The 23,655-nt window shown below is 37.8% G+C and carries 18 protein-coding genes; 8 read left to right on the forward strand and 10 right to left on the reverse strand.

Going from position 1 to position 23,655, the window contains the following annotated elements:
* Positions 1–30: 30 nt before the first annotated feature.
* The 3 genes from RE317_RS06560 to RE317_RS06570 all read right to left on the reverse strand — a co-directional run bounded on the left by RE317_RS06560 (position 31) and on the right by RE317_RS06570 (position 2,912).
* Complete coding sequence (locus RE317_RS06560; protein ID WP_005841180.1) at positions 31–723, reverse strand: hypothetical protein; 693 nt, start codon at positions 721–723, stop codon at positions 31–33.
* Between the two features lie 154 nt (positions 724–877).
* Entirely contained in the window at positions 878–1,078 is a 201-nt protein-coding gene (locus tag RE317_RS06565) for a hypothetical protein (protein WP_005841181.1), read from the reverse strand.
* Positions 1,079–1,238: 160 nt separating this feature from the next.
* Entirely contained in the window at positions 1,239–2,912 is a 1,674-nt protein-coding gene (locus tag RE317_RS06570; RefSeq protein ID WP_258968635.1) for a long-chain fatty acid--CoA ligase, read from the reverse strand.
* Positions 2,913–3,017: 105 nt separating this feature from the next.
* On the opposite strand from RE317_RS06570, the gene mtaB reads away from it, so the two are divergent.
* The 3 genes from mtaB to RE317_RS06585 all read left to right on the forward strand — a co-directional run bounded on the left by mtaB (position 3,018) and on the right by RE317_RS06585 (position 6,364).
* Positions 3,018–4,334: a tRNA (N(6)-L-threonylcarbamoyladenosine(37)-C(2))-methylthiotransferase MtaB gene (mtaB, locus tag RE317_RS06575; protein ID WP_005845018.1), complete on the forward strand. Its 1,317-nt coding sequence runs from the start codon at positions 3,018–3,020 to the stop codon at positions 4,332–4,334.
* Positions 4,335–4,369: 35 nt separating this feature from the next.
* Positions 4,370–5,395, forward strand: coding sequence for a glycosyltransferase family 2 protein (locus RE317_RS06580; RefSeq protein WP_005845017.1), 1,026 nt, complete (start codon positions 4,370–4,372; stop codon positions 5,393–5,395).
* 87 nt (positions 5,396–5,482) lie between these two features.
* Entirely contained in the window at positions 5,483–6,364 is an 882-nt protein-coding gene (locus tag RE317_RS06585; protein ID WP_005851198.1) for a radical SAM protein, read from the forward strand.
* 146 nt (positions 6,365–6,510) lie between these two features.
* Here the strand turns inward: RE317_RS06585 and folB are convergent, their stop codons facing one another.
* The gene (folB, locus tag RE317_RS06590) at positions 6,511–6,879 is read right to left on the reverse strand and encodes a dihydroneopterin aldolase (protein WP_005851200.1); all 369 of its coding nucleotides are present in this window, start codon (positions 6,877–6,879) and stop codon (positions 6,511–6,513) included.
* A gap of 161 nt (positions 6,880–7,040) precedes the next feature.
* Between folB and RE317_RS06595 the strand changes: the two genes are divergently transcribed.
* The gene (locus tag RE317_RS06595) at positions 7,041–10,013 is read left to right on the forward strand and encodes an AsmA-like C-terminal region-containing protein (RefSeq protein ID WP_016270757.1); all 2,973 of its coding nucleotides are present in this window, start codon (positions 7,041–7,043) and stop codon (positions 10,011–10,013) included.
* A gap of 92 nt (positions 10,014–10,105) precedes the next feature.
* Here the strand turns inward: RE317_RS06595 and RE317_RS06600 are convergent, their stop codons facing one another.
* A complete protein-coding gene (locus tag RE317_RS06600) occupies positions 10,106–12,652 on the reverse strand; it encodes an adenosylcobalamin-dependent ribonucleoside-diphosphate reductase (RefSeq protein WP_008670131.1) in 2,547 nt (848 codons plus the stop codon).
* A gap of 343 nt (positions 12,653–12,995) precedes the next feature.
* On the opposite strand from RE317_RS06600, the gene RE317_RS06605 reads away from it, so the two are divergent.
* Positions 12,996–13,736 carry an NADPH-dependent oxidoreductase gene (locus tag RE317_RS06605; protein WP_005851204.1) on the forward strand — a complete coding sequence of 247 codons (741 nt, stop codon included), beginning with the start codon at positions 12,996–12,998 and terminating at the stop codon, positions 13,734–13,736.
* 84 nt (positions 13,737–13,820) lie between these two features.
* On the opposite strand, the gene dnaA is transcribed toward RE317_RS06605, so the two are convergent.
* The 3 genes from dnaA to RE317_RS06620 all read right to left on the reverse strand — a co-directional run bounded on the left by dnaA (position 13,821) and on the right by RE317_RS06620 (position 17,701).
* On the reverse strand, positions 13,821–15,227 hold the full coding sequence (gene dnaA / locus RE317_RS06610; RefSeq protein WP_005839492.1) for a chromosomal replication initiator protein DnaA: 1,407 nt from the start codon (positions 15,225–15,227) through the stop codon (positions 13,821–13,823).
* Between the two features lie 337 nt (positions 15,228–15,564).
* Positions 15,565–16,452 (reverse strand): MlaD family protein, encoded by an 888-nt coding sequence (locus RE317_RS06615; protein ID WP_005851206.1) that lies wholly within the window; start codon positions 16,450–16,452, stop codon positions 15,565–15,567.
* A 19-nt stretch (positions 16,453–16,471) separates the two neighbouring features.
* The gene (locus RE317_RS06620) at positions 16,472–17,701 is read right to left on the reverse strand and encodes an N-acetylmuramoyl-L-alanine amidase (protein ID WP_008670127.1); all 1,230 of its coding nucleotides are present in this window, start codon (positions 17,699–17,701) and stop codon (positions 16,472–16,474) included.
* A gap of 156 nt (positions 17,702–17,857) precedes the next feature.
* Here RE317_RS06620 and RE317_RS06625 point away from each other — a divergent pair, with 156 nt between their 5' ends.
* The 3 genes from RE317_RS06625 (at position 17,858) to RE317_RS06635 (ending at position 21,918) form a co-directional block, all read left to right on the forward strand.
* Positions 17,858–18,814, forward strand: a complete 957-nt coding sequence (locus RE317_RS06625) for a transporter (protein ID WP_005839485.1) — start codon at positions 17,858–17,860, stop codon at positions 18,812–18,814.
* 182 nt (positions 18,815–18,996) lie between these two features.
* Positions 18,997–19,224, forward strand: a complete 228-nt coding sequence (locus RE317_RS06630) for a hypothetical protein (protein WP_005839483.1) — start codon at positions 18,997–18,999, stop codon at positions 19,222–19,224.
* Positions 19,225–19,740: 516 nt separating this feature from the next.
* On the forward strand, positions 19,741–21,918 hold the full coding sequence (locus RE317_RS06635; RefSeq protein WP_005839481.1) for a TonB-dependent receptor: 2,178 nt from the start codon (positions 19,741–19,743) through the stop codon (positions 21,916–21,918).
* A 248-nt stretch (positions 21,919–22,166) separates the two neighbouring features.
* Here RE317_RS06635 and arsB read toward each other — a convergent pair whose 3' ends face one another.
* Both arsB and RE317_RS06645 read right to left on the reverse strand, forming a co-directional pair.
* Positions 22,167–23,213: an ACR3 family arsenite efflux transporter gene (arsB, locus tag RE317_RS06640; RefSeq protein WP_005839479.1), complete on the reverse strand. Its 1,047-nt coding sequence runs from the start codon at positions 23,211–23,213 to the stop codon at positions 22,167–22,169.
* Between the two features lie 12 nt (positions 23,214–23,225).
* Entirely contained in the window at positions 23,226–23,654 is a 429-nt protein-coding gene (locus tag RE317_RS06645) for an arsenate reductase ArsC (RefSeq protein WP_005839478.1), read from the reverse strand.
* Between the last annotated feature and the right edge of the window lies 1 nt (position 23,655).

Consider the following 23,655-nt stretch of genomic DNA (forward strand, 5'->3'; position numbering starts at 1 on the left):
CCCGGTTCGTGAGAGCCGGGCTTTTTCTTTTTAATATGTTTGATTTATTAATTCAATCGTTTCTTTTATAACTTTTTGAGGAGTGGTAAAAGGATTTTCATTAAAAGTATTTGGCATAGTGAGGATCAGTTGTTTGATATCATATTCTTGTAGTCTGGCTGCCCATACTTCATAAATACTGTTATAATTTTTATGAATATTATTGCTGGTTTGGTGAGATAAATAGCGAGTTATATGGTCCTGTTTGTATTTATAATAGTCTTTGTTGTCTTCATTTATTTTTCTGCATCCTTTATAGGCTTGTAAAAGTTTTAAAATGAACTCTTTGTCAGGTATCTGCTGCATCAGCGCTGAGCTTTTCAGTACTTCTAGCGCATCTTCCGAATACTCACAATTTTCATACGCAAAAGGAGCATTGGCATTGTTTTCTAAAATAGAAGCTTTAATGGTTTGAAGTGAATCCTGTTTTTGTATTAACAATCGGAAGAAATTAATTTCATTTAAATATGCGGCTTCGGCCTGATTGATACTTTTTAAATTCTCTTCTAATTCCATTTTTATCATTTGCATACTTTTATTTATCTGCTTCTCTTGTGAGGCACTGTTTATAAAATCAGTTCCGGCAAGAGTGATAAATACTCCGGCAGTGACAATTGATAATTCGCGGAAATAATTTCCCAACTTCCAGTTTTGAAGTTTCTCTTTTAGATTTGTCTTTTTCATATTCTGCTTTTGTTTGTGGTTCGAGAAACAAAAGTAGATAATTTGTATTGTAAAGCAATGGAATGCTGGCAGAAAGGGAGAGGTAAAAACATAAAAAAAGTCTGTTGTGCTTTCGCACGGCAGACTTTCAATTCTCTCTAGAGTTCGTACTGAATTATTCAGCCTTAGTAGAGTCACAGCAAGCAGCTGTAGAGTCACAAGCAGCTGAATCTGCTACAACTTCTTCTACAACAGCAGCTTCTTCTACTACTGCAACTGAATCAGTTGCTTCTGCGTTGTTGTTAGCAGCTTTGTTTCCGCAAGATGCGAAAGAAACAGCTGCGAAGGCTACGAACAAAAATACTAATTTTTTCATTTTCTTTGCTTTTTAAATCTGTAATACTAATGTTGCTTTCTTAAAACGATGCAAAGGTATACACTTTTTTAATACGTTGTACCAAAAAGAACAACTTTTTTTCTAATTTTTTATGTTATACAACCTATTTTGCTGATTAGTAGCATGTTTTACAACATATTTATTCTTCGGTAATACTGTTATATAAGAATCGCTTGATGCTTTTTTTGGGAGTTTTTTCGAACTCTGTGGGATAAAGTTGTATTTTACTCACTTGTTCATAGTTTCCTACCAGTTTATTCAGATTCTTCAAGTTTTCATCCATTACTGTTTTTAGGTTTTCGGGGGTATTGAGTCCCAGACTGTCCAGACTTTCATAATCAGGATATACTAAAGCTACCAGTTTCTTGTTGCGCTCTATGATTAAACTTTCTAGAACGAATGGCATATTATTTAGCTTGGATTCTATCTCTTCAGGAAAAATATTCTGTCCATTAGAACTCAAGATCATGGTTTTACTACGGCCTCTTATATAAATGAATCCGTTAGCATCTATTGTACCTAAATCGCCTGTTTTCAACCAACCATCTTCAGTAAATACCTCACGGGTAGCTTCTTCATTCTTATAATAACCTTTCATTACGTTTTCACCACATACCTGTATTTCTCCGGTTATGTTATAAGGATCATCCGAGTCGATACGGACTTTCATGATATCCAGTATCTTTCCGGCAGAACCAGGTATAAATTCATTCCATGGAGCATAACTGATCAGTGGGGCGCATTCGGTCATGCCGTAACCGATGGTGAACGGAAATTTTATTTTGTGGAAAAAATCGGTGACTTCCGGATTCATGGCAGCTCCACCGATAATGACTTCTTTAAAACGTCCGCCTAATGCGTCAATCAGTTTTTTGCGAATCTGTGCATAAATCTGGTTGTCTAGTAAAGGTATGTTAAGCGCCCATTTCATGCTGCGTTTGTTGATGAGCGGCTGAATTACATTCTTATAAATTTTTTCTATAACTAATGGTACTGTAATAATAAGGTTGGGTTTTACTTCCTCAAAAGCTTTCATCAATATTTTGGGAGAAGGTGTCTTGCCTAATAAGGTGACATGTGTGCCGACAGCAGTAGCGGTTAGAAAATCAAAAGCACATCCGTATGCATGGGCCAAGGGAAGGAAGGAAAGTACCTTTTCTCCTTTCTTTAAAAGTTCTGTACAGATACCGAAGGTAACGTTTCCTGCCAGATTATTGCCCGTAATCATTACTCCCTTACTGAATCCGGTAGTTCCTGAGGTATAATTCAGTAACATGACCTTTTCATTGGAGAGTTCTGTATAATTGATATTTTCCTTATAGAAGCCTTTGGGGAAATTCTTTTTCATTGCTGCATCCATATTTTTTATGAATTTTTGGACAGTTTCACCGTCACGTTGATGCAGGCATCTGAAATCTGTTAGAGAAAATACAGCGCGTAATCCACTTAATGCTTCTTCTTCCAAATTTTCCCAAATGTTATCGCTGGTAAACAGGAATGTGGATTCGGAATGATTTACAATATGATGGACATCATTCGGCTTGAAGTCTTGTAGAATAGGAACTACAATAGCTCCGTATGTAACAGTTGCCAAATAAGCGATACACCAACGGGAAGTATTCTTACCTATAATAGATATTTTATCACCACGGCGCAGGCTGCAATATTGGAATAACAAGTGTATCTTAGCTATTTCTTCCGCTACTTGTCCGTATGTAAACGTGGTATCTTCACCATAATCTGTGTAACAGGGAAGATCCCAGTTTTCTTTGAAGCTATTCTCATATAGCTTGATAAAGTTTTCTTTTATCATTGCACAATTTTTGATGTAATGTGCAAAAATAAGCATAATTATTGGTATTCTAAAGAATTTAAGCAGAATAATATGTACCTTTGCTCGCTAATTAGATAAAAAGGTATGATTGATACGACAATTTTCCAGGATAAAACGGCTGTTTATTATACATTAGGCTGCAAATTAAACTTTTCAGAAACTTCAACCATCGGTAAAACACTGAAAGAAGCAGGTATACGTACAGCACGTAAGGGTGAGAAAGCTGATATTTGTGTTATTAATACTTGCTCTGTAACCGAGGTTGCGGATAAGAAATGCCGTCAGGCCATCCATCGTTTGGTTAAACAGCATCCGGGTGCCTATGTAGTAGTGACGGGATGTTATGCCCAGTTAAAACCTGACCAGGTGGCTAATATAGAAGGGGTGGATGTTGTTTTAGGAGCTGAACAAAAGGGAGAGTTGATGAATTATCTCGGAAATTTGGAAAAGCATCCTCAAGGTGAGGCGATTACGACAGCTGCAAAAGACATACGTAGTTTTTCACCTTCGTGTTCTAGGGGTGACCGCACTCGTTATTTTCTGAAAGTGCAGGATGGTTGCGATTATTTCTGTTCTTATTGTACAATTCCGTTTGCTCGTGGGCGTAGCCGGAACGGACGTATTGAAGAGATTGTGGAACAGGCGCGGCAGGCTGCAGCTGAAGGAGGGAAGGAAATTGTAATTACCGGGGTGAATATTGGAGACTTCGGGAAGACAACCGGTGAAAGTTTCTTTGATCTGGTAAAGGCTTTAGATCAGGTGGCAGGGATTGAACGTTATCGTATCTCGTCTATTGAACCCAACTTGCTGACGGATGAAATAATAGAATATGTGTCACGTTCACGTGCATTCATGCCGCATTTTCATATTCCTTTGCAGTCGGGAAGCGATGATGTGTTGAAATTGATGAGACGTCGATATGATACTGCATTGTTTGCTTCCAAGATACGCAAAATTAAGGAAATCATGCCGGATGCGTTTATTGGCGTGGATGTAATTGTGGGAACACGTGGTGAAACAGAGGAATATTTTGAAGATGCTTATCGTTTTATTGAAGGGCTTGATGTGACGCAGTTACATGTTTTCAGTTATTCGGAACGTCCCGGTACGCAGGCCTTGAAAATAGAGTATGTGGTGAGTCCTGAGGAGAAGCATCGCCGTAGCCAGAGATTGTTGGCTTTATCTGATGCGAAGACAAAGGCGTTCTATACCTCTCATATAGGAAGGGAAGCTTGGGTATTAATGGAAAAATCTAAGGCTGGAACTCCTATGCATGGATTTACTGATAATTACATCCGGGTGGAGATGGATCACGATGATCAATTGGATAATCAGTTGATTCGTGTAAGAATGGGAGGCTTTAATGAAGAGGGTACAGCGTTGAAGGGTGTTTTAGTCTGAATTATTCCATACATTTGGTATTAGTCTGAAAAGAAATGAAAAGGGTGTCTGTTGTTATATTGAATTGGAATGGGGTGGATATGCTCCGTAAGTTTATACCTTCTGTTATGGATAATTCAGTAGGAGAGGGGATTGAAATATGTGTGGCTGATAATGCGTCCTCTGATGGGTCGCTTGAAATGCTTCGTTCTGAATTTCCTGTAGTCCGTTTGATTGAGCTGGATCAGAATTATGGTTTTGCCGAAGGATATAACCGGGCTTTGGAGCAAGTTGATGCAGAATATGTAGTTTTACTGAATAGTGATGTGGAGGTTACTCCGCATTGGTTGGAACCTTTGCTGGATTATATGGACACCCATTCCGGAACAGTTGCCTGCCAACCTAAATTATTAAGTTGGCATAATAAGGAATATTTTGAATATGCCGGAGCGTCGGGGGGATTTATCGACCGGTATGGATATCCTTTTTGCAGAGGACGTATTTTTGATGTTGTTGAGAAGGATTGCGGACAATATGATACGGTAACGGAGGTGATGTGGGTTACAGGAGCTGCTCTTTTTATCCGGTTGGCTGATTATCGTGAAGTTGGAGGTTTGGATGGTCATTTTTTTGCCCACATGGAAGAAATTGACCTGTGCTGGCGTTTGCGCAGTAGGGGAAAAAAGCTTGTCTGTATTCCGCAAAGTGTGGTATATCATGTAGGAGGGGCTACGTTGAAAAAAGAGAATCCGAGAAAGACTTTTTTGAATTTCAGAAATAATCTGTTGATGCTTTATAAGAATTTGCCGGATAAGGAATTGGAACATGTACTTTTTATACGTGGTATACTGGATAGAGTGGCTGCCCTTGTTTTTTATCTGAAAAAGGATAGAGCGAATGCGCGTGCTGTAATGCAGGCGCGGAGAGAATTTGAGGATATAAGATATTCTTTTGCCGCTTCTCGTATAGAAAATATGATGAAGTCTACAGATGAGATAATTCCGGAACGGACTCATTTTAGCATTGTTATGAAATATTATTTGTTGGGCAAAAAACATTTTTCCCAGTTGAAACTTTTTTAAATTGCTTCTCTTTATATTTCTTTTTATAGCATTATTCCTGTATCTTTGTTTGATGAAATTTGATCAAAAAAGAAAAGGAGCTGTAAAATGAATGTTCATGAGGTAAAATCTATTGAAACAAAGTCTATTCTGTCACGTTTGAAAAGTAAAGATAATTATTGGGGAATTGCTTATAACATGAACTTGTATAGAGGGTGCCAACATGGTTGCATTTATTGTGATACACGTAGTTCTTGCTATGGTGTTGGTGATATTTCTCATATCTCTGTAAAGAAGAATGCTTTGGAATTACTGGATCATGAACTGGGAACGAAACGTGGAAAAGCAACCATTGGCACAGGTTCAATGAATGATCCTTATATGCCGTTGGAAAAACAGATGAAGCTGACTGGAGGTGCGTTGGAAATTATTGCCAAACATCGTTTTCCTGTTCATGTGATAACAAAGAGTAGTCTTGTGACTCGTGATGCCGATGTATTGCAGGATATAGGGCGCACTTATGCTGCCGTTAGTTTTACTATCACTACAGCGGATGACGAGATGGCGCGCAAACTGGAGCCTAATGCACCGGCATCTTCCGAGCGTTTTAAGGCGATGAAGATATTGTCCGATCGGGGTATATATACAGGAGTGGCATTGATGCCTGTTTTGCCTTTTATAAACGATTCTATAGAAGATATTGAGGAAATAGTAGAGAAGGCTGCCGAAGCAGGAGCGTCCTATGTGCTTCCTTTGTTCGGGGTAACTTTAAGACGGGGCTCCCGTGATTATTTTTATGATAAGGTAGAGCGGATTTTTCCAAAGATGGCCAAGCGATATCAAACTTATTTTGAAGACCGTTCTGAATGCATTTCTCCTAATGCTCCCTATTTGAATGAGGTTTTTTATCGCAGAATAGAAACATTAGGAATCAGTGCTACCATGAAATTTTATCATTCTGAAGGAAGAAAACAACTTTCTTTATTTTAATAAGTAGGGTCATGAACATGGTCTGTATATTCATTATTATTGGTTTGTGTTGTTATTTGCACGATAGCATATTTACGTTTTTAAGAGGAGGGCATGTAATAGGGTGAACTTAATTAAATGACTGGATGTTTGTCAGATAATTTTTTTCATCGTGTATAATGTACTTCTACTCCAACATTTCTGCAATCACTGCCCATAGGCGGATTTTCTTTTGACAACCGGATGATTATTTCCTGAATAGTTGGAAAATCATTAAACAGTCTTTGCCCTATGCGTTCACAGACATGCTCTAAAAGTTTGGATGGAGTTTTCATCTCTTTTTTGACGACTGCATATATATCAGCATAACTTACGGTGCCTTTCAGTTCGTCAGTTTGTGCTGCATGGGTGAAATCGGTTCTTAGTCTTAAATCAATTATAAAATTAGCTCCTACTATTGTTTCTTGTGGATCGACTCCGTGGTGAGCGAAAAACCTGGCACCTTCCAGATAAATATACATAGATGTTGCTTTCATATTTTTTCAGTTTGAGAAACAAAAGTAGAACTTTCGCTTCATATCTCAAAATTAAAAATCATTGTTCTTGTTTTCTTTTTTATCTGTTTTATTGGTCTATTTTATAGTATTAACACGAAATAAAGTTGATGGCATGGGTGTTTTCATTAATTTTGCATAATATGGAAAGAAGAATTCGTAAATTAATAAGGGTAAGTGCCATTACAGTGGGAGCCTTGCTGCTTACTGGGTTTGTGGTAGTGGCTTTTGTGATTAACTATGTATTTACACCAGATAAATTAACTCCGATAGTGTTGAATGTTGCTAATCGTTCACTGGATGCTGATTTGAAGGTAGAAAGTGTAGAATTGACTTTCTTTTCTACCTTTCCTCAATTTGGGTTAAAAGTTGACGAAGGTTTCTTGGTTTCTAAAGTATTGAATGATAGTCTTCCACAAAAGACCGATTCTTTATTGGCGTTTAAAGAATGTGTGTTGATAGTGAATCCTTTGGATTATTTTTTGAAAAATAAGATCAGTGTCTATAATTTGTCTTTGAAAAATGTTGCTGTTTATGCTTATCGAAATAAAACAGGTAAGGCGAATTGGGAGATAGTGAAAACTTCTTCGGATACATTGGCTGTGGAAAAAGATACAATTTCACAAAATAAATTTGATAGCGAGATAGATATCCGTCAGGTTGAGCTAGAACATGCCAATTTGATTTTTGATGATCGTAATACAGAGGTTTATTCACGTATAGATGATGTTGATTTGCGCCTAAAGCTGGCGTTGACAAAAGGAGTTTCTTCATTGGGAGTAGAATTTGAAAATAAAAATATTCTTTTTTGGCAGCAAGGTGAATTATTGATTAATAAAGTAGCGGCTTCCTTGCAGACTGATATTGAGATAGACAGGTCTACGGCATTGTGGACATTGAAAAATACAGGATTGACTATAAATGGTATCCGGCTGGATGTAAACGGTGAATTAAAACGTGATACAGTTACCAAGATGGTGGGTGTGAACTTGAAATATGGACTACATGCACCTTCCATGGAAACAGTCATGAATATGATTCCCGAGGCTTATGTGAAACGTGGACAAATTTCGGCAAAAGGTGAGGTTAAGGTTGATGGAACATTGGAAGGTAATTATGGAAACAAACAGCTTCCGGCGGTATCATTGAATATAAAGATTAATGATGCATCCGCCCGATATGAAGGACTTCCTTATGGTATTGATAATTTTACGGCTGATTTTGAATCGTATATTGATTTGATGCGTCGCAATCCTTCATTTTTGAACTTGAAAATTCTTCATTTTGAGGGAGCACATACCAAGATTCTAGCAGATGCCAAAGTGGAGGATTTATTGATAGATCCACTTATAACACTTCATACTGAATCTACAGTTGACTTGGATGCTTTAGCTAAAACTTTCCCTTTGCAGGAAAATGTAACCATCCGTGGTAAATTAGATGCGGGTTTAAATTTAAAATGTCGTCTTTCTTCTTTGAAAAAGCAGGATATTGGACGTATCAGGTTAGGGGGAAGATTGGCTTTAAAGGATTTTGAGTTAAAAGACACTGCTAAAGATTTTAATTTTTTAGGTAATGCCGATTTAAAATTCAGTGATAGTGAAACTTTGCAGGCTGAATTGGATATCAGAGAAATAATATTGAATAGTAGGAAATTTGTTTCAGAGATAGATCGGATGAAAGCGAAGGTTGTTTCAACCAATCCTCAAGATACCACAAAGATTGTCACTTTGCAATGTGAATTGGAAATGAATAAATTGCGTGCGAATATAGGAGATTCGCTTAAAATATATAGTGGCAAGACTACTGGAACTGGCGAACTTGCTCCGAAGGAACAAAATTCGGCAATGCCGATGATTAGCTTTTCCATGCGTACGGATTCTCTTTTCTTTAATGCCAATGAAACGAAGTTGGCGTTAGGCGTGGCAGGTATTAAGGCGAAATTGGAAAAGAAAAATGATTCGTTATGGATACCTCGGGGAATTGTTGGTTTTGATAGGTTGTTGGTACATACTCCTGAATTTGGTTTACCTTTACGAGTACGTAAGACAGCTGTAACAGTAGATGGTCCGAAAATAACATTAAGAAATGCCTCTTTGAAAATAGGGCATTCAGATATGGTTGCTACCGGTGAGGTAATGGGATTATATCGTGCGATGACTAAAAATGAAACTTTAAAAGCGCGTTTAGCAATCTCTTCTGAGATGATTGATTGTAATCAATTGATAAATTCATTCTCTTTATCTGAAGATTCAGTATCTGTGGCGGTGACAGACACAGTGTCTCCAACAGAAATGAAGTTGTTTGTGTTACCGGGTAATTTGGATTTTGAATTACAGACAGATTTGAAAAAAGTAGTGTTTGGAAAGGTGGAATTTGAAGATGTGTGTGGAAAGGTAGATTTGAAAAATCGTACATTATATTTAAGAAATTTGGAAATGCGTGCATTGGATGCTGATATGAAGGCGGTTATGGTATATCGTGCGGATTCAGTCAGAGGAGGATATACAGGCTTTGACTTTAAAATTAGGGATATAAATATAGCTAAGCTGGTAGATTTTATACCTTCAATGGATACCATTGTACCTATGCTGAGATCTTTTGAAGGAAGGGTTCAGTTTGATGTGGCTGCAGAGGCACGTCTGGATTCAAATATGAATATTCGTATACCTACTTTGCGTTCGGCCATGTATATAAAAGGGGACAGTTTGGTGTTGATGGATGGTGAGACCTTTGCCGAAATTTCAAAGATGTTGATGTTTAAAAATAAAAAGAAGAATGTATTTGATAGTATTTCGGTTAATGTAGTTGTTAATGACGGTAGTGTTCTTGTTTATCCATTTCAAGTGTCTATAGATCGTTATAAAGCTGCTATAGGGGGAGAGCAAGGACTGGATATGAATTTTAAATATCATATATCCATTTTGAAATCGCCTTTGCCTTTTAAGGCTGGAGTGAATATTTCCGGTAATCTGGATAAGATGAAAATACGTGTAGGTAAAGCCAAATATAAAGATGATGTGACTCCTGCTGCCATTCATAAAGTAGATAGTACGCGTATGGATTTAGGAAGGCGTATTGTGGAACGGTTTCATCGTATTGTAGGGGTAAGATAGAAAAGGGATTTATTTTGTTTATATAAAAAAGCTCCTTCACGAAAGTCATGAAGGAGCTTTTCCTTTGTGTTGTTACATTATATAATAAACCATTATCCACATCTCGATGTGCCACAAGTCTTGCAGATCAAGCATCCTTCTTGATATACGAGAGTTTCATTTCCGCAATTGGGACATTTTTGTCCTTCGGCACTAGTACCATCTGTTACATATTTTTTCAGTGCTCGTTCTACACCATTTTTCCATGTGTTAATGTTTTCACTGTCAAGTTGCAGAGAATCTACCAGTTTGATAACACGATCAATAGGCATTCTCCAACGAAGTACACCCGAAATCAATTTAGCATAGTTCCAATATTCTTTGTTGAACTTTTCGGACAAACCTTCAATGGTTGTTTTGTATCCACGTTTGTTTTCAAACTGGAAATCATATCGTTTGTTGCCTTCTTCATCAATGTTTTTGATGATGCGTCCGGTAGTGACCGATTTGGGCAATGAAATACCTTCTTCATCATCTTGCAGACCGGTAAAGATTTCGTATGGATGTCCATCCAACAAGCCTACAAATGCAACCCATTTTTCTTTGTTGTTTTGGAAACGTACTACTTCCGCTTCCAGTACTTTGGGGCGCACTTCTACTACCGTAGGTGGTTTGCAAGGGGGAAGTTCTTCTTTTTTGTCTTTCTTGTCCTTTTGGGTAGAAAGTAAAACTCCGGAGCGGGAGCCATCACGATAAACGGTACATCCTTTGCATCCTGAACGCCATGCCTCTACATACAAGCGGTTTACCAATGCTTCATCTACGTCATTGGGCAAATTGATAGTTACGCTGATTGAATGGTCAACCCATTTTTGGATGCGTCCTTGCATTTTTACTTTCATCAGCCAGTCTACATCATTTGATGTGGCTTTATAATAAGGTGACTTTTCTACCAATTTGTCAATTTCTTCTTGTGTATAACGCTTGGTGGGATCGTAACCGTTTACTGTCATCCATTCCACAAATTTATGGTGGAATACAATATATTCCTCAAATGCATCTCCTGTTTCATCTACAAAATCTACGTGTGTCTGAGGATCATTCGGATTGACTTTTCTTCTACGTTTATACACCGGCATAAACACCGGCTCTATGCCGGAAGTAGTTTGGGTCATTAGGCTGGTAGTTCCGGTGGGAGCTATGGTCAGGCAGGCGATATTACGTCGTCCGTATTTTTTCATCTCCTCATATAATTCTGGATCAGCTTCTTTTAAGCGGTTGATGAACGGATTGTTTTTTTCTCGTTCACTGTCATAGATAGCGAATGCTCCACGTTCTTTTGCCATGTTAACAGATGAACGATAGGCTTCCAGAGCGATTGTTTTATGTACTTGTTCAGAAAACTCTGTTGCTTCTTCTGTTCCGTAGCGTAACCCCATAGCGGCAAGCATATCCCCTTCAGCTGTGATACCTACGCCTGTACGTCTTCCCTGTCCGCTCTTTTTATAAATTTTTTCCCATAAATGTTTCTCTGCTTCTTTTACTTCCTCACTTTCGGGATCGGAATCGATTTTAGCTATGATTTTCTCGATTTTTTCCAATTCCAAGTCAATGATGTCATCCATAATGCGCTGGGCCAATGCCACATGCTTTTTGAATAAGTCGAAATCAAAGTAAGCCTCCTTTGTATAAGGGTTTACTACGTATGAGTATAAGTTGATAGCTAATAAGCGACAAGAATCGTAGGGACACAGGGGTATTTCACCACAAGGATTGGTAGAAACAGTACGATATCCTAAATCGGCATAACAGTCTGGTACGGATTCACGGATGATGGTGTCCCAAAATAATACACCGGGTTCAGCAGACTTCCATGCGTTATGGACAATCTTTTTCCATAACGCAGATGCATCAATGTCTTTCGTGAAAACAGGTTGATCGGAATCTACCGGGTATTGTTGTTTGTAAGGAGTGCCATTTACAGCTGCCTGCATAAATGCATCATCTAGTTTCACGGATACATTAGCACCGGTTACTTTGCCTTCGGTCATTTTGGCATCAATAAATGCTTCTGAATCTGGATGCTTGATGGATACGCTTAACATTAAAGCACCACGACGTCCGTCTTGCGCTACTTCACGTGTTGAATTGGAATAACGTTCCATGAAGGGCACCAGTCCGGTGGAAGTCAGTGCTGAATTTTTAACCGGAGAACCTTTTGGTCGTATATGAGATAAATCATGTCCTACGCCACCACGACGTTTCATTAATTGTACTTGTTCCTCATCAATGCGGATTATACCTCCGTATGAGTCGGCTGCTCCATCAATTCCAATGACAAAGCAGTTTGATAAGGAAGCCACTTGAAAGTCGTTCCCGATACCTGTCATAGGGCTACCTTGCGGAACAATGTATTTAAAGTGATCCAATAATTCGTAAAGCTGCTGTGCGTTTAACCCGTTCTGATATTTAGCTTCAATGCGGGCTACTTCATTTGCAATGCGCCAATGCATATCTTCGGGAGACTTTTCGAAAATGTTCCCGAAAGAATCTTTTACTGCATATTTGTTTACCCAAACCCTTGCAGCAAGTTCATCACCTTTGAAGTATTGTAAAGATGCTTCAAAAGCTTCGTCATAGGTGTACGTTTGTCTTTCCACTTTTATTTTTAGATTTACTGTAATATCAATAAGTTGTTTTAGTGTAGAAGTTACAACTCATTATAATAAAAGTTTCGGCAAAGCTATATATGTTTTTTCAATTAACAAAATAAAAAGCAGATAAGTTTTCAACAAATTGAAAGTTATCCAAGAATATTTGTTAATTTATTGATTATCAAAAGATATATATGCTTGCTTATTTGTAGAAGTTTTCTGTTTTGAAAATTTTGATGGAGGGGATGAGTGATTGACTAGTTGAAAAGGCCAGATTCTTAGCATATAATATTTTGCAAAAAATGCATTATTACTCTTTTCTTTTTTTATCTTTGCAAGAAAAATATATATGGAATCGATAAATAATAGACGGACGATCCGTAAATATAAGCAGGAAGATATTTCTGCTTCTTTGTTAAATGATTTGCTTGAAAAGGCGTTCCGTGCTTCTACAATGGGTAATATGCAATTATATAGTGTGATTGTGACTCGTGACAAGCAGATGAAAGAGAGATTGGCACCTGCCCATTTTAATCAACCGATGGTAACAGGTGCTCCGGTTGTACTGACTTTTTGTGCGGATTTTAACCGTTTTAGTAAATGGTGCAGAGAGCGTAAGGCGGTACCGGGTTATGACAATCCCATTTCTTTTTTGAATGCTGCTACGGATGCATTGCTTGTGACTCAGAACTTTTGTACATTGGCTGAGGAAAATGGATTAGGTATTTGTTTTTTGGGAACAACGATTTATAATCCTGATCAAATTATTGATATCCTTCAGTTGCCGGAATTGGTTATGCCGGTGGCTACTATTACAGTAGGATATCCGGATGAATGCCCTCCACAAGTCGATCGTCTTCCTATAGAGGGTATTTTGCATGAAGAATTGTATCATGATTATACCAAAGAGGATATTGATCGTATTTATAGATATAAAGAGTCACTTCCGGAAAATCATCAGTTTATTAAAGAAAATCATAAGGAAACACTGGCTCAGGTATTTACTGAGGTCAGATACAAGAAGTCGGATAATGAATGTATGTCTGTAACTTTGAAAGAAACCTTGAAGAAACAGGGTTTTGAGAAGTGAATTGCCGGGAACTATCAATCTTAAAACAGAGGTGCGCAGAGGGAAATAAAGAAAATGCCCTTTGCGCACCTCTGTGGTTTTATTCTATTTCCTTTTGAGAGAAGCTTCAATTTCCTCAATATCCGCTTTAAATGCTTTGTCAACCTCTACTTGGTCTTTTACTATTTTGCAAGCGTGCAATACGGTTGCATGATCTTTATTACCTATTAATTTACCAATTTTGGAAGAAGAGGAGTCTGTATGTTTTTTGGCCAGATACATAGCTACCTGACGTACTTGTACCACTTCTCTTTTTCTTGTTTTAGTATGGATGGCAGATTCTTCTATCTCGTAATGGCTGCATACTTTCTGTATGATATCTTCTACTGTGACAGGCTTGCTCTCACAACAGCGTACAGCTTTTCGTACAATTCTTTCAGCCAAATCCAAATCGACATCACGCTTGAAAATAATGGATTGTGCCAAAAGTGAATTAATGATGCCCTCTAATTCACGTACACTTTCATTTACGTTTTCAGCAATATAATTAATTACTGTTTCCGGTATATTCAAACCGTCACGACGTATTTTATTACGTAAGATATTCTTTCTCAATTCTACGTCCGGCTTTTCCAATTCGGCCACTAAGCCCCATTTAAAGCGGGTCAGAAGGCGTTCTTCCATACCTTGTAGCATTACCGGCGCACGGTCAGAAGTCAGAATAAGTTGCTTACCGTTCTGGTGCAGATGGTTAAAGATGTGGAAGAATGTGTTCTGGGTTTTGGTTACTCCGGCGAATTCTTGAATATCATCAATAATCAAAACGTCTATGGTTTGATAAAAACTAATGAAATCATTGAAATGATTGGTACGAACAGAGTCAGTGTATTGCACCTGAAACAGATGTGCTGATACGTACAATACTCTTTTTTCAGGATATAATTCCTTGATGCGGGTACCAATAGCATTAGTCAAGTGAGTTTTGCCCACACCGGATGGTCCATACAAAAACAAAGGGTTGAATGTTTTTGCCGGATTTTTAGCTACAGTTTCTCCTACTGTACGTGAGAACTCATTACTATTTCCTTTTATGAAATTCTCAAAATTGTAATTTGGATTCAAATGTGGGTCTAAATCCTGCGGAGCCGGTGCCTGCATTGGATTAGGTGCCTTGTTACCATCTCGTATAACTGTTTGTGTGGGTAGTGCTGAAGAGCGTTTGCTTCCCTCCATGTTAACAGTTATATGGTTGGTCTTATCGGTCAAGATACAATACATAAGTTGCGTTCCCTCCCCAATTTCTTTATATAGGGCAGCGCGCAGCAAGTCCACAAACTTTTCTTCTAGAAATTCATAGAAGAATGGGCTGGGGACGCCAATTGTCAGTGCCTTGTCCTCATATTTAAGCGGTACGATAGGCTCAAACCACGTTTTAAAGGTCGTTTCTGGTACGTTGTCTCTGATAAGGTTCAGGCAACGACCCCATAAAACGACGTGATCGTTTTCAATCATATGAAACATTTATTATAAAAAGCGAAACTTCTACAATGCAAATTTCGAAATGAATTTCTGAAAAAACAAATCGCTTTTTTCTTGCTTTTTATTTTTAAAGAGTAATATCTTTAGTTTCAGTTACTTATAAAAACCTCTATCTAAAGGCTTTTGAAAGATTCTTGTTGTTTGATAATTGACTGATTCTTAGATGACTATCAGTCAAAATAGGCTTTTATTTATTTTAAATGAAATAAGTCTACATGGTATTTCTTCCCTATTTGCAGTCATTTACTGAAAATAAGTGGAAAAATGGTTGAGTAGACTTATTTAGAATATTTTTAAATTAGCAAATATGTTACTTATCTTTCTTGCCAAACAAAGAGAAATGTACATAACGTTTAGGATGCGCTTTCAAATCCTCCAATAAGGTTGCAGCGTTTGCTGTCGTCGCACTCAAATTTTGGTAGAAAGTAGGATCATTGAATAGCAATCCGATACTGTTGTCCTTGCGATTGAGTTTTTCTGTCAGCATTTGTACATTATATAAAGTGGAGTCTATTTTATTGAACGTTGAAGCATAATCAATACCTTTCAAATTGTCGCTGATAGCAATGAAGTTATCAGCAATTGTGTTTAATTTTCCAGTAAGTTGCGGAAGATCCTTTTGCATTAACATGTTTAATTGACGTGTTGTCACATCCAGATTGGCTGTCAGTTTTTCTGCGTTGTGCAAGGTTGCACTCAATGCAGGATCAGCTAATATTTTATTTAATGAATATAGGATAGAATCCATTTTGGGTAACATCTGCTCTATTTGAGGAACTAGCTTTTCTTCAGCGGCTCCCATGAGCCCCGCATTCGTTTTGCCGGGCAGGGTATCTCCCGGTTGATAGTATTCTGTAGAATTAAAGTTAAGGAGTAAGTTCATCTTTACCGTTCCCAGCATTTCTGTAACCAGTTCTCCTGTACTTCCTTTGGGGATACGCATTTCCTTGTCCACTTCCACTTCTACTGTGACATGTCCCGGTTTTGCATAGTTGTAATTGATATTTCTTACTGTACCTACTTTATAACCATTGGCAAAGACGGGGCTTGATCCGGCTAATCCGTTTATATTTGTATATTCTACATAATAGTAATTGGCAGATTGGAACATATTTATTCCTTTCAGGTAGTTGATACCAAAGATCAGCATAGCCAATGCAGCGATGCCTATTAATCCTATTTTTACCTCTTTCGTCATTTCAATTATACCTTTTATATTATCTATTCTTTTTAAATTCTTTGATGGCTTCGTTCACATTCATTTTCTCTCCGTTTTTGAAAGCGATAATGAAAGCGTCCTTAAATTTAGGAGTAATATTACGTTTCATGCGTAGTATTTTATTATAATCCGTATTTTCTCCGTAAGTATATTTATAAAGTCCTTTTTCGCGGTAATAGCTAACAGGTGATACACCTTTCAGTTGTTTGCTTCCTTTGGGCAATATTTTGTTTGATACCAATATTTGTATTTTAAATACAGGCTTGGCAGATGTTCGGGCTTGGTCGCCTGTGATCTTTTTTTGTGTGGCAGGTACAGGCTTTTTGGTAACCTTGTCCGGTTCCGTTGCAGTGTCCGGTTCCGCAGTTTGTATTTCTATTCTTGATTCTTTCGGTTTGTTTTCTGGTTCCGGTAATTCTTGTTCTTGTACTCTGCTGCGGCCGATGGGGGCGTCATGTTCGCGCTTGTAATTGAGGAATGCTTTATAAATGCTGTTAGATAACGCCGTAGTGCCTGCATCGGATAAAAGATATTGTTCTTCATCCGGTGTTGAGATATAGCCTAATTCAACCAAAACACTAGGCATGGAAGTGGCACGTAGAACTAGGAATCCGGCTTGATGTACTCCTTTGTCTATTCGTTTGGCTGTATTCTTGAATTGTTTTTGGATAAGAGTGGCTAATTTTACACTCTTCTCCATATTTTTGTCTTGTACAAATTCAAAAATAATATAGCTTTCAGAAGAATTTGGATTGAATCCGGCATAACGTTGTTCATAATTATCCTCTATCAAAATAACCGAGTTCTCTTTTTTAGCAACTTCTAAATTTTCTTCAGTACGGTGGAGTCCTAACGTATAAGTCTCTGCTCCCCGTACAGTTCTGCCACGGGCTATGGAATTAGTATGTATAGAGATGAATAAATCGGCCTTGGCATTATTGGCTATTTGTGCACGACGATCCAAAGGGATAAAGACATCTGTTTTCCGGGTATATATTACCTTTACGTCATTACAGTTATTTTGGATCAGTTGTCCTACTTTTAAAGCTACGTTCAGATTGATGTTTTTTTCTTTTCCACGTCTGCCGATAGCACCGGGATCATGTCCGCCATGACCGGGATCAATGACGACTACAAAGTCCTTTCCCTTTGCCGCCAGGCAGAAACAGGGAAAGACCAGCCACAGGCTACACAACAGGAATATTATTTTAAGTCTATCGGTTTTCATATCAATTAAGTTGCAAATGTAGCGATTTTTAGTGAAAACTCGGCTTTTGTCTTTAAGTTTTGCGTTTTTTATTCGAAACTTGCCACAAAACCCGAAAAATAGACGAGTGTTTGGACTAAATTCTTTTATTTTGTATTCTGAAATAAATATTGAAAGATGGATTTGTTTAAGTTTATGAAGAATTGGACGTTACCTCTAGCGATGCTTGCAGGAGTTATCGGTTATTTTGTTTTTGCCAACTTCACTTTTCTGGAGCCGACAAAGCCATTTATGAATGGGTTGATTTCTTTTTTAACTCCTTCCTTGATTTTTGCCCAATTGTTGCTTACATTCTGTAAAATTGAACCAAAAGAGTTGGTTCCTAGAGTATGGCATGGCTGGTTGTTGGCTATTCAAGCCATTTCTTGTGGTATTATTGCGTTGTTGTTAATATTTTGTCCGATGGATGAATCTTATAAGGAGATATTCGAGGCGGCTATGGTTTGTCTTATTTGTCCTACTGCTACGGCAGCGGCAGTAATTACGGGAAAACTAGGTGGAAGTGCTTCCAGTTTGACTACTTATACATTGCTTTCAAATATTTTGGCTGCAATAGCAGTTCCTTTGATATTTCCATTGGTTGAACCACATACAGATGTTACTTTTGGTATTGCTTTTCTTAAGATTTTAAGTAAGGTTTTTCCATTGTTGCTTGCACCGTTTTTTATCGCTTTATTATTCCGTTATTATATTCCCCGGCTCCACAAGTTTTTACTGAAATATCATACTTCGGCTTTTTATTTATGGGCGGTAGCATTGACCATTGTAATGGGGCAGACTACTCGCTCTTTGGTTAACAGTACTGCTGATGTAACGGTAGAGATGTTGATTGCTTTTGCCGGTTTAGTAACTTGTTGTTTACAATTTTATTTTGGTAAAAGAATTGGTAGTGCATATAATGACCGTATAAGTGCAGGACAGGCATTGGGGCAAAAAAATACAGTACTAGCTATTTGGATGGCGGTTACGTATCTTAATCCTTTATCGTCTGTCGGTCCGGGTAGTTATGTGGTGTGGCAAAACATTATCAACTCATGGCAGCTATGGAAAAAGAGAAAGAATGAGATAAAATAATGAATATAAGATATTGATATTTAGTTATTTGCTGTTTATATTCATCTTTTCCTTTGTTTTTCCGATTTTCCTATTAATTCCAATAAATGCGTTTATTTTGTTACCAGTTTGTTACTCGAATAGCGTTGAGTAACAAAAAAAATATCTATATTTGCCATCGGTAACAAAATAAAAACATAAGTATGGCGAAGAAGAAACAAGAGGCAAAATTGAAGGAGCCTGTAAGAATCCGGTTTAAGCAACTTGCCAATGGTAATCAGTCTATCTATTTGGACTATTACACTGGTGATGTTATTCTTTGGAATGAAAACAAGATAATGAGTGTCAGTAGCGGTCACCTCACCATAAAATTGTCAAACTTCTTAATAGATATAATAAAAATTGCAGAATGTTTTGTTTATAAAATATAAATAACTAATTTTGCAGCTCAAAATCAGAACAAAGCATAGATATTAATGAAACATTTGTCCTACATATTAGCTTTATGGGTGCTGTTATTATCAACAGTTCCATGCTTTCTTGAAGACAAATGTCTGTTTCAATGTGCTAATGAACAAACAGAAGAACCATGTGCTGATAATGATGGTTCCTCATGTACAGACTGCAATTGTTCACCATTTCTACATTGCAACACATGCACAGGTTGTCCAATACCCAAATTGTTTCATTCACCAACCGCCGAATTAATTCTATTAAATAATAACCTTTCGTTTTACAAAGAGAAAATGATTCCTCATTTCTCTTCCTCAATTTGGCAGCCGCCTAAGCTGATGAATTTAGCAGAATTCTGTATGTCATAATTAATATGACCTCACCATTTATTTATTAAATTCATGATGATGAAACCGCTGTTTCATCACCAGTACGTCGTGCACTTATTATAATACAGATTAAGTGTGTGGCACTAAATTGACAAAACAAGAAAAATGAAAATTAAATTAATAGCACTGGCAATAATTACATTGCTGGCACAAAGCATTTGTGCGCAAAACATATTTAAAGCAATCGTTAAAGACGGAGATACTAAAGAGATACTGGTTGGCGTGAATGCCGTTCTTAATAAAACCGCCAATGGAGCAAGCTCAGATGAAAACGGAATAATCACCATTTCGAACATACCTGACGGAAAGCAACATATCACATTCAGCTACTTAGGCTATGAATCGGAAACCAAATCATACACATTCCCTTTATCTTCTTCAGCTCCGGTCGAAATCTTCTTGGAACAAGATGATGAAATGCTGGAAGAAGTTACCATTTCTTCAACCAGAGGTACACGCACTATTCAAAACATCCCGACCCGTGTTGAATTTATTTCAAGCGAAGAACTAGGAGAAAAAGGGAGCATGAAACCGGGCGACATTCGTATGTTACTAAACGAAAGCACAGGTATTATCACCCAGCAAACTTCTGCCACATCCGGAAATGCATCAATCCGCATACAAGGATTGGATGGCAGATATACACAAATATTAAAAGATGGATTCCCCGTTTTTGCTGGTGCAGCGAGCGGACTGGGATTATTGCAAACGCCACCTCTTGACTTAAAACAAGTGGAAATCATCAAAGGCTCAACTTCAACTTTATATGGCGGTGGAGCAATAGCAGGCTTGATTAATCTTATCTCAAAAACTCCCGAAGAGAAAAGAGATTTAGGTCTGCATCTTAACGGGACATCCGGAAAAGGTTTGGACGTCAGCGCTTTCTATGGGCAACGATTCAAAAAGGTCGGTACAACCATTTTTGCTTCCTACAACAGAAATTGGGCTTACGACCCCTCTAACACCGGATTCACAGCCATTCCGCAGTTTGACAGATATGTCTTCAACCCCAAATTATTTCTCTATTTTTCAGAGAACACGCAAATGAGTGTAGGGCTAAATGCTATGTTTGAAGACCGTTTGGGCGGGGATATTGAGTATATTAAAGGAAATGGAAATGACACACATTCCTATTTCGAGAAAAACAAGACTCAAAGACATTCCACACAACTGACATTCGAACACAAATTCGGCGAAAAAGACAGAATTGATTTCAAAAACAGTGTAACATACTTCAATAGAAATATCGGTGTACCCACTTATACTTTTGAAGGTACTCAGGTATCTACCTTTAGTGAATTGACTTACACACGCACGAATCAAAAAACAGAATGGGTGGCTGGTCTCAACTTATGGACAGACAAATTTGATGAAAAGAAACTTACTGATTTTCAGTTAAGAGACTACAACCAGACAACCATGGGAGCATTCGTACAAAACAATTGGGAGGCAACAAAATGGTTGAATCTGGAAACCGGATTAAGAGCAGACTATATTCCGGATTATGGCGCAGCAATTCTACCACGAGTTTCTGCACATTTCAAAATTACGGATAAGTTTTCATCTCGACTTGGAGGAGGATTTGGCTATAAATCACCTACCATATTTACAGAGGATAGCGAAAGGCTACAATATCAGAATGTATTGCCAATTGATAAAGACAATAACAAGCTCGAAAGAAGTTATGGTTTGAATTTAGACTTTAATTATGTCACATCAATCTTCGATGGAAATGTAACTTTCAGCATAAACCAATTATTCTTCTACACTTATCTCGATAATCCTTTATTATTGCAATCTACAAAAGATGGGCTATATCGACTTAACAACATATCCGGCAATACAGATAGCAAAGGAGGAGAAACGAATGTAAAAATCGGATACAAAGATTTCCACTTATACTTAGGCTATACATACACCGATACCCGAACCAAAGAAAATGGGGTGAAACAAGAGAATATATTAACTCCGAAACATAGGTTGAACAGTATTCTAATGTATGAAGTAGAAGATAAATGGAAAATAGGATTAGAGGCTTATTATTTCAGCCCCCAAAAACTAGGAGACGGACAAAAAGGAAAACAATATGTGGTGTGCGGCTTCATGATTGAAAAAATATGGGAGATGTTTTCATTGTATGCTAACTTTGAAAACTTCACCGACAGACGGCAAACCCGCTTTGATACTATATATACCGGAAGTATATCTAATCCTGTTTTCCGGGATATTTATGCTCCTTTGGATGGATTTGTAATGAATGCGGGTGTTAAACTCAGATTTTAAATTATAAAATAAACTCAAAATCAACAATAATATGAGAATTCTAGGAATAGCATTTACTTTAGTTTTATTGATGTCACTAGTCGGATGTACTTTAAGCCATAGAAACTGTAGACATCATCATCACTTAAATCACAGGTCTTGCCATACACATACTTGCTGTTGTCAACGGTAAACTAAGTGATAGTAAAACAAAAACATTCCATTAGGAGAATGTGTCAGAATGGACACATTCTCCTTTTTATCTACAATTATTTTGTAATCGGAAACCATTTCCGTGTATTATTTGCAATCCTTACCAACATCAACATAACCGGAACTTCAACCAGCACACCTACCACCGTAGCCAATGCAGCCCCGGATTGTAAACCGAATAGAGAAATAGCCACAGCAACCGCTAATTCAAAGAAATTACTTGCTCCAATCATTCCGGCAGGCGCAGCAATATCATGGGGTAATTTCCACCATTTCGCCCAACCGTAGGCAACGAAGAATATCAGAACCGTTTGCAGCACGAGCGGAACTGCAATCAATACGATATGCAGAGGATTGTTCAGTATCGTTTCTCCCTGAAATGAAAATAGGATGATAAGTGTCAATAACAGCCCACCCACCGTATAATTATCAAACTTCTTAATAAATACATTATTGAAGTATTCTATCCCTTTACGGCGTATAATCATTATGCGGGTAATGACCCCAGCAGCAAGTGGTATCACAACAAACAAGCCAACAGATAACATTAAAGTGTCCCACGGAATAGATACGCCGCCAACCCCCAGCAAGAAAGCAACGATAGGAGCAAACGCTATCAATATGATTAAATCGTTCACTGCAACTTGTACCAGCGTATAAGCGGCATCCCCTTTAGTGAGATAACTCCACACGAATACCATAGCCGTGCAAGGTGCAGCCCCCAATAATACCGCTCCGGCTAAATATTCTTCTGCTAATTCGGCAGGTATAAAAGTTTTAAAAATGACATAGAAGAACAAATAAGCTATCCCGAACATGGTAAACGGTTTTATAAGCCAATTTGTAACACAGGTGACAATTATTCCTCTCGGACGTTTGCCGACATTCTTAACGCTTTGAAAATCCACTTTTAGCATCATCGGGTAAATCATTAACCATATCAGGATAGCTACGGGTATCGACACGTTGGCGTATTCAAGCTTGCTTAATGTTTGCGGGATTACCGGGAGCCATTGCCCCACAGCAATTCCGATAACAATGCACAAGGCAACCCAAATGGTTAAGTATTTTTCAAAAAATCCAATTCCTTGTTTCTTTTCCATAACAACAACTATTTAGTTTAATTGCGGTTTTAATTCATTTAGATAGAAGTCATAGAAACGGGCTTTTATTTCATCCCGTACCCGATGAAATTCATTGTCGATAAATTCCGGACTTCCGGTTGCTTCCGATGGGTCGTCAAACCCAATATGCAACCTGTTTTTTACTTCACCAGTAAACATAGGACAGCTTTCGTTTGCACCACCGCAGACCGTAATAACATAGTCCCATTTTTTTCCTACATATAGATTGACACTTTTAGGGGTATGTTGGGCTAAATCAATACCTATTTCAGTCATAACCTTTACTGCCATCGGATTAACCTTTTCAGCAGGCTTTGTTCCTGCTGAAAAGACTTCCAGTTTACTGTCAAATGATTGTAATAAGCCGTGTGCCATTTGGCTACGGCAACTATTTCCAGTACAAAGGATTAAAATTCTCATA

Source organism: Phocaeicola sp. GP0067, assembly GCF_031119655.1.
In the GTDB taxonomy this organism is placed as follows: domain Bacteria; phylum Bacteroidota; class Bacteroidia; order Bacteroidales; family Bacteroidaceae; genus Phocaeicola; species Phocaeicola vulgatus.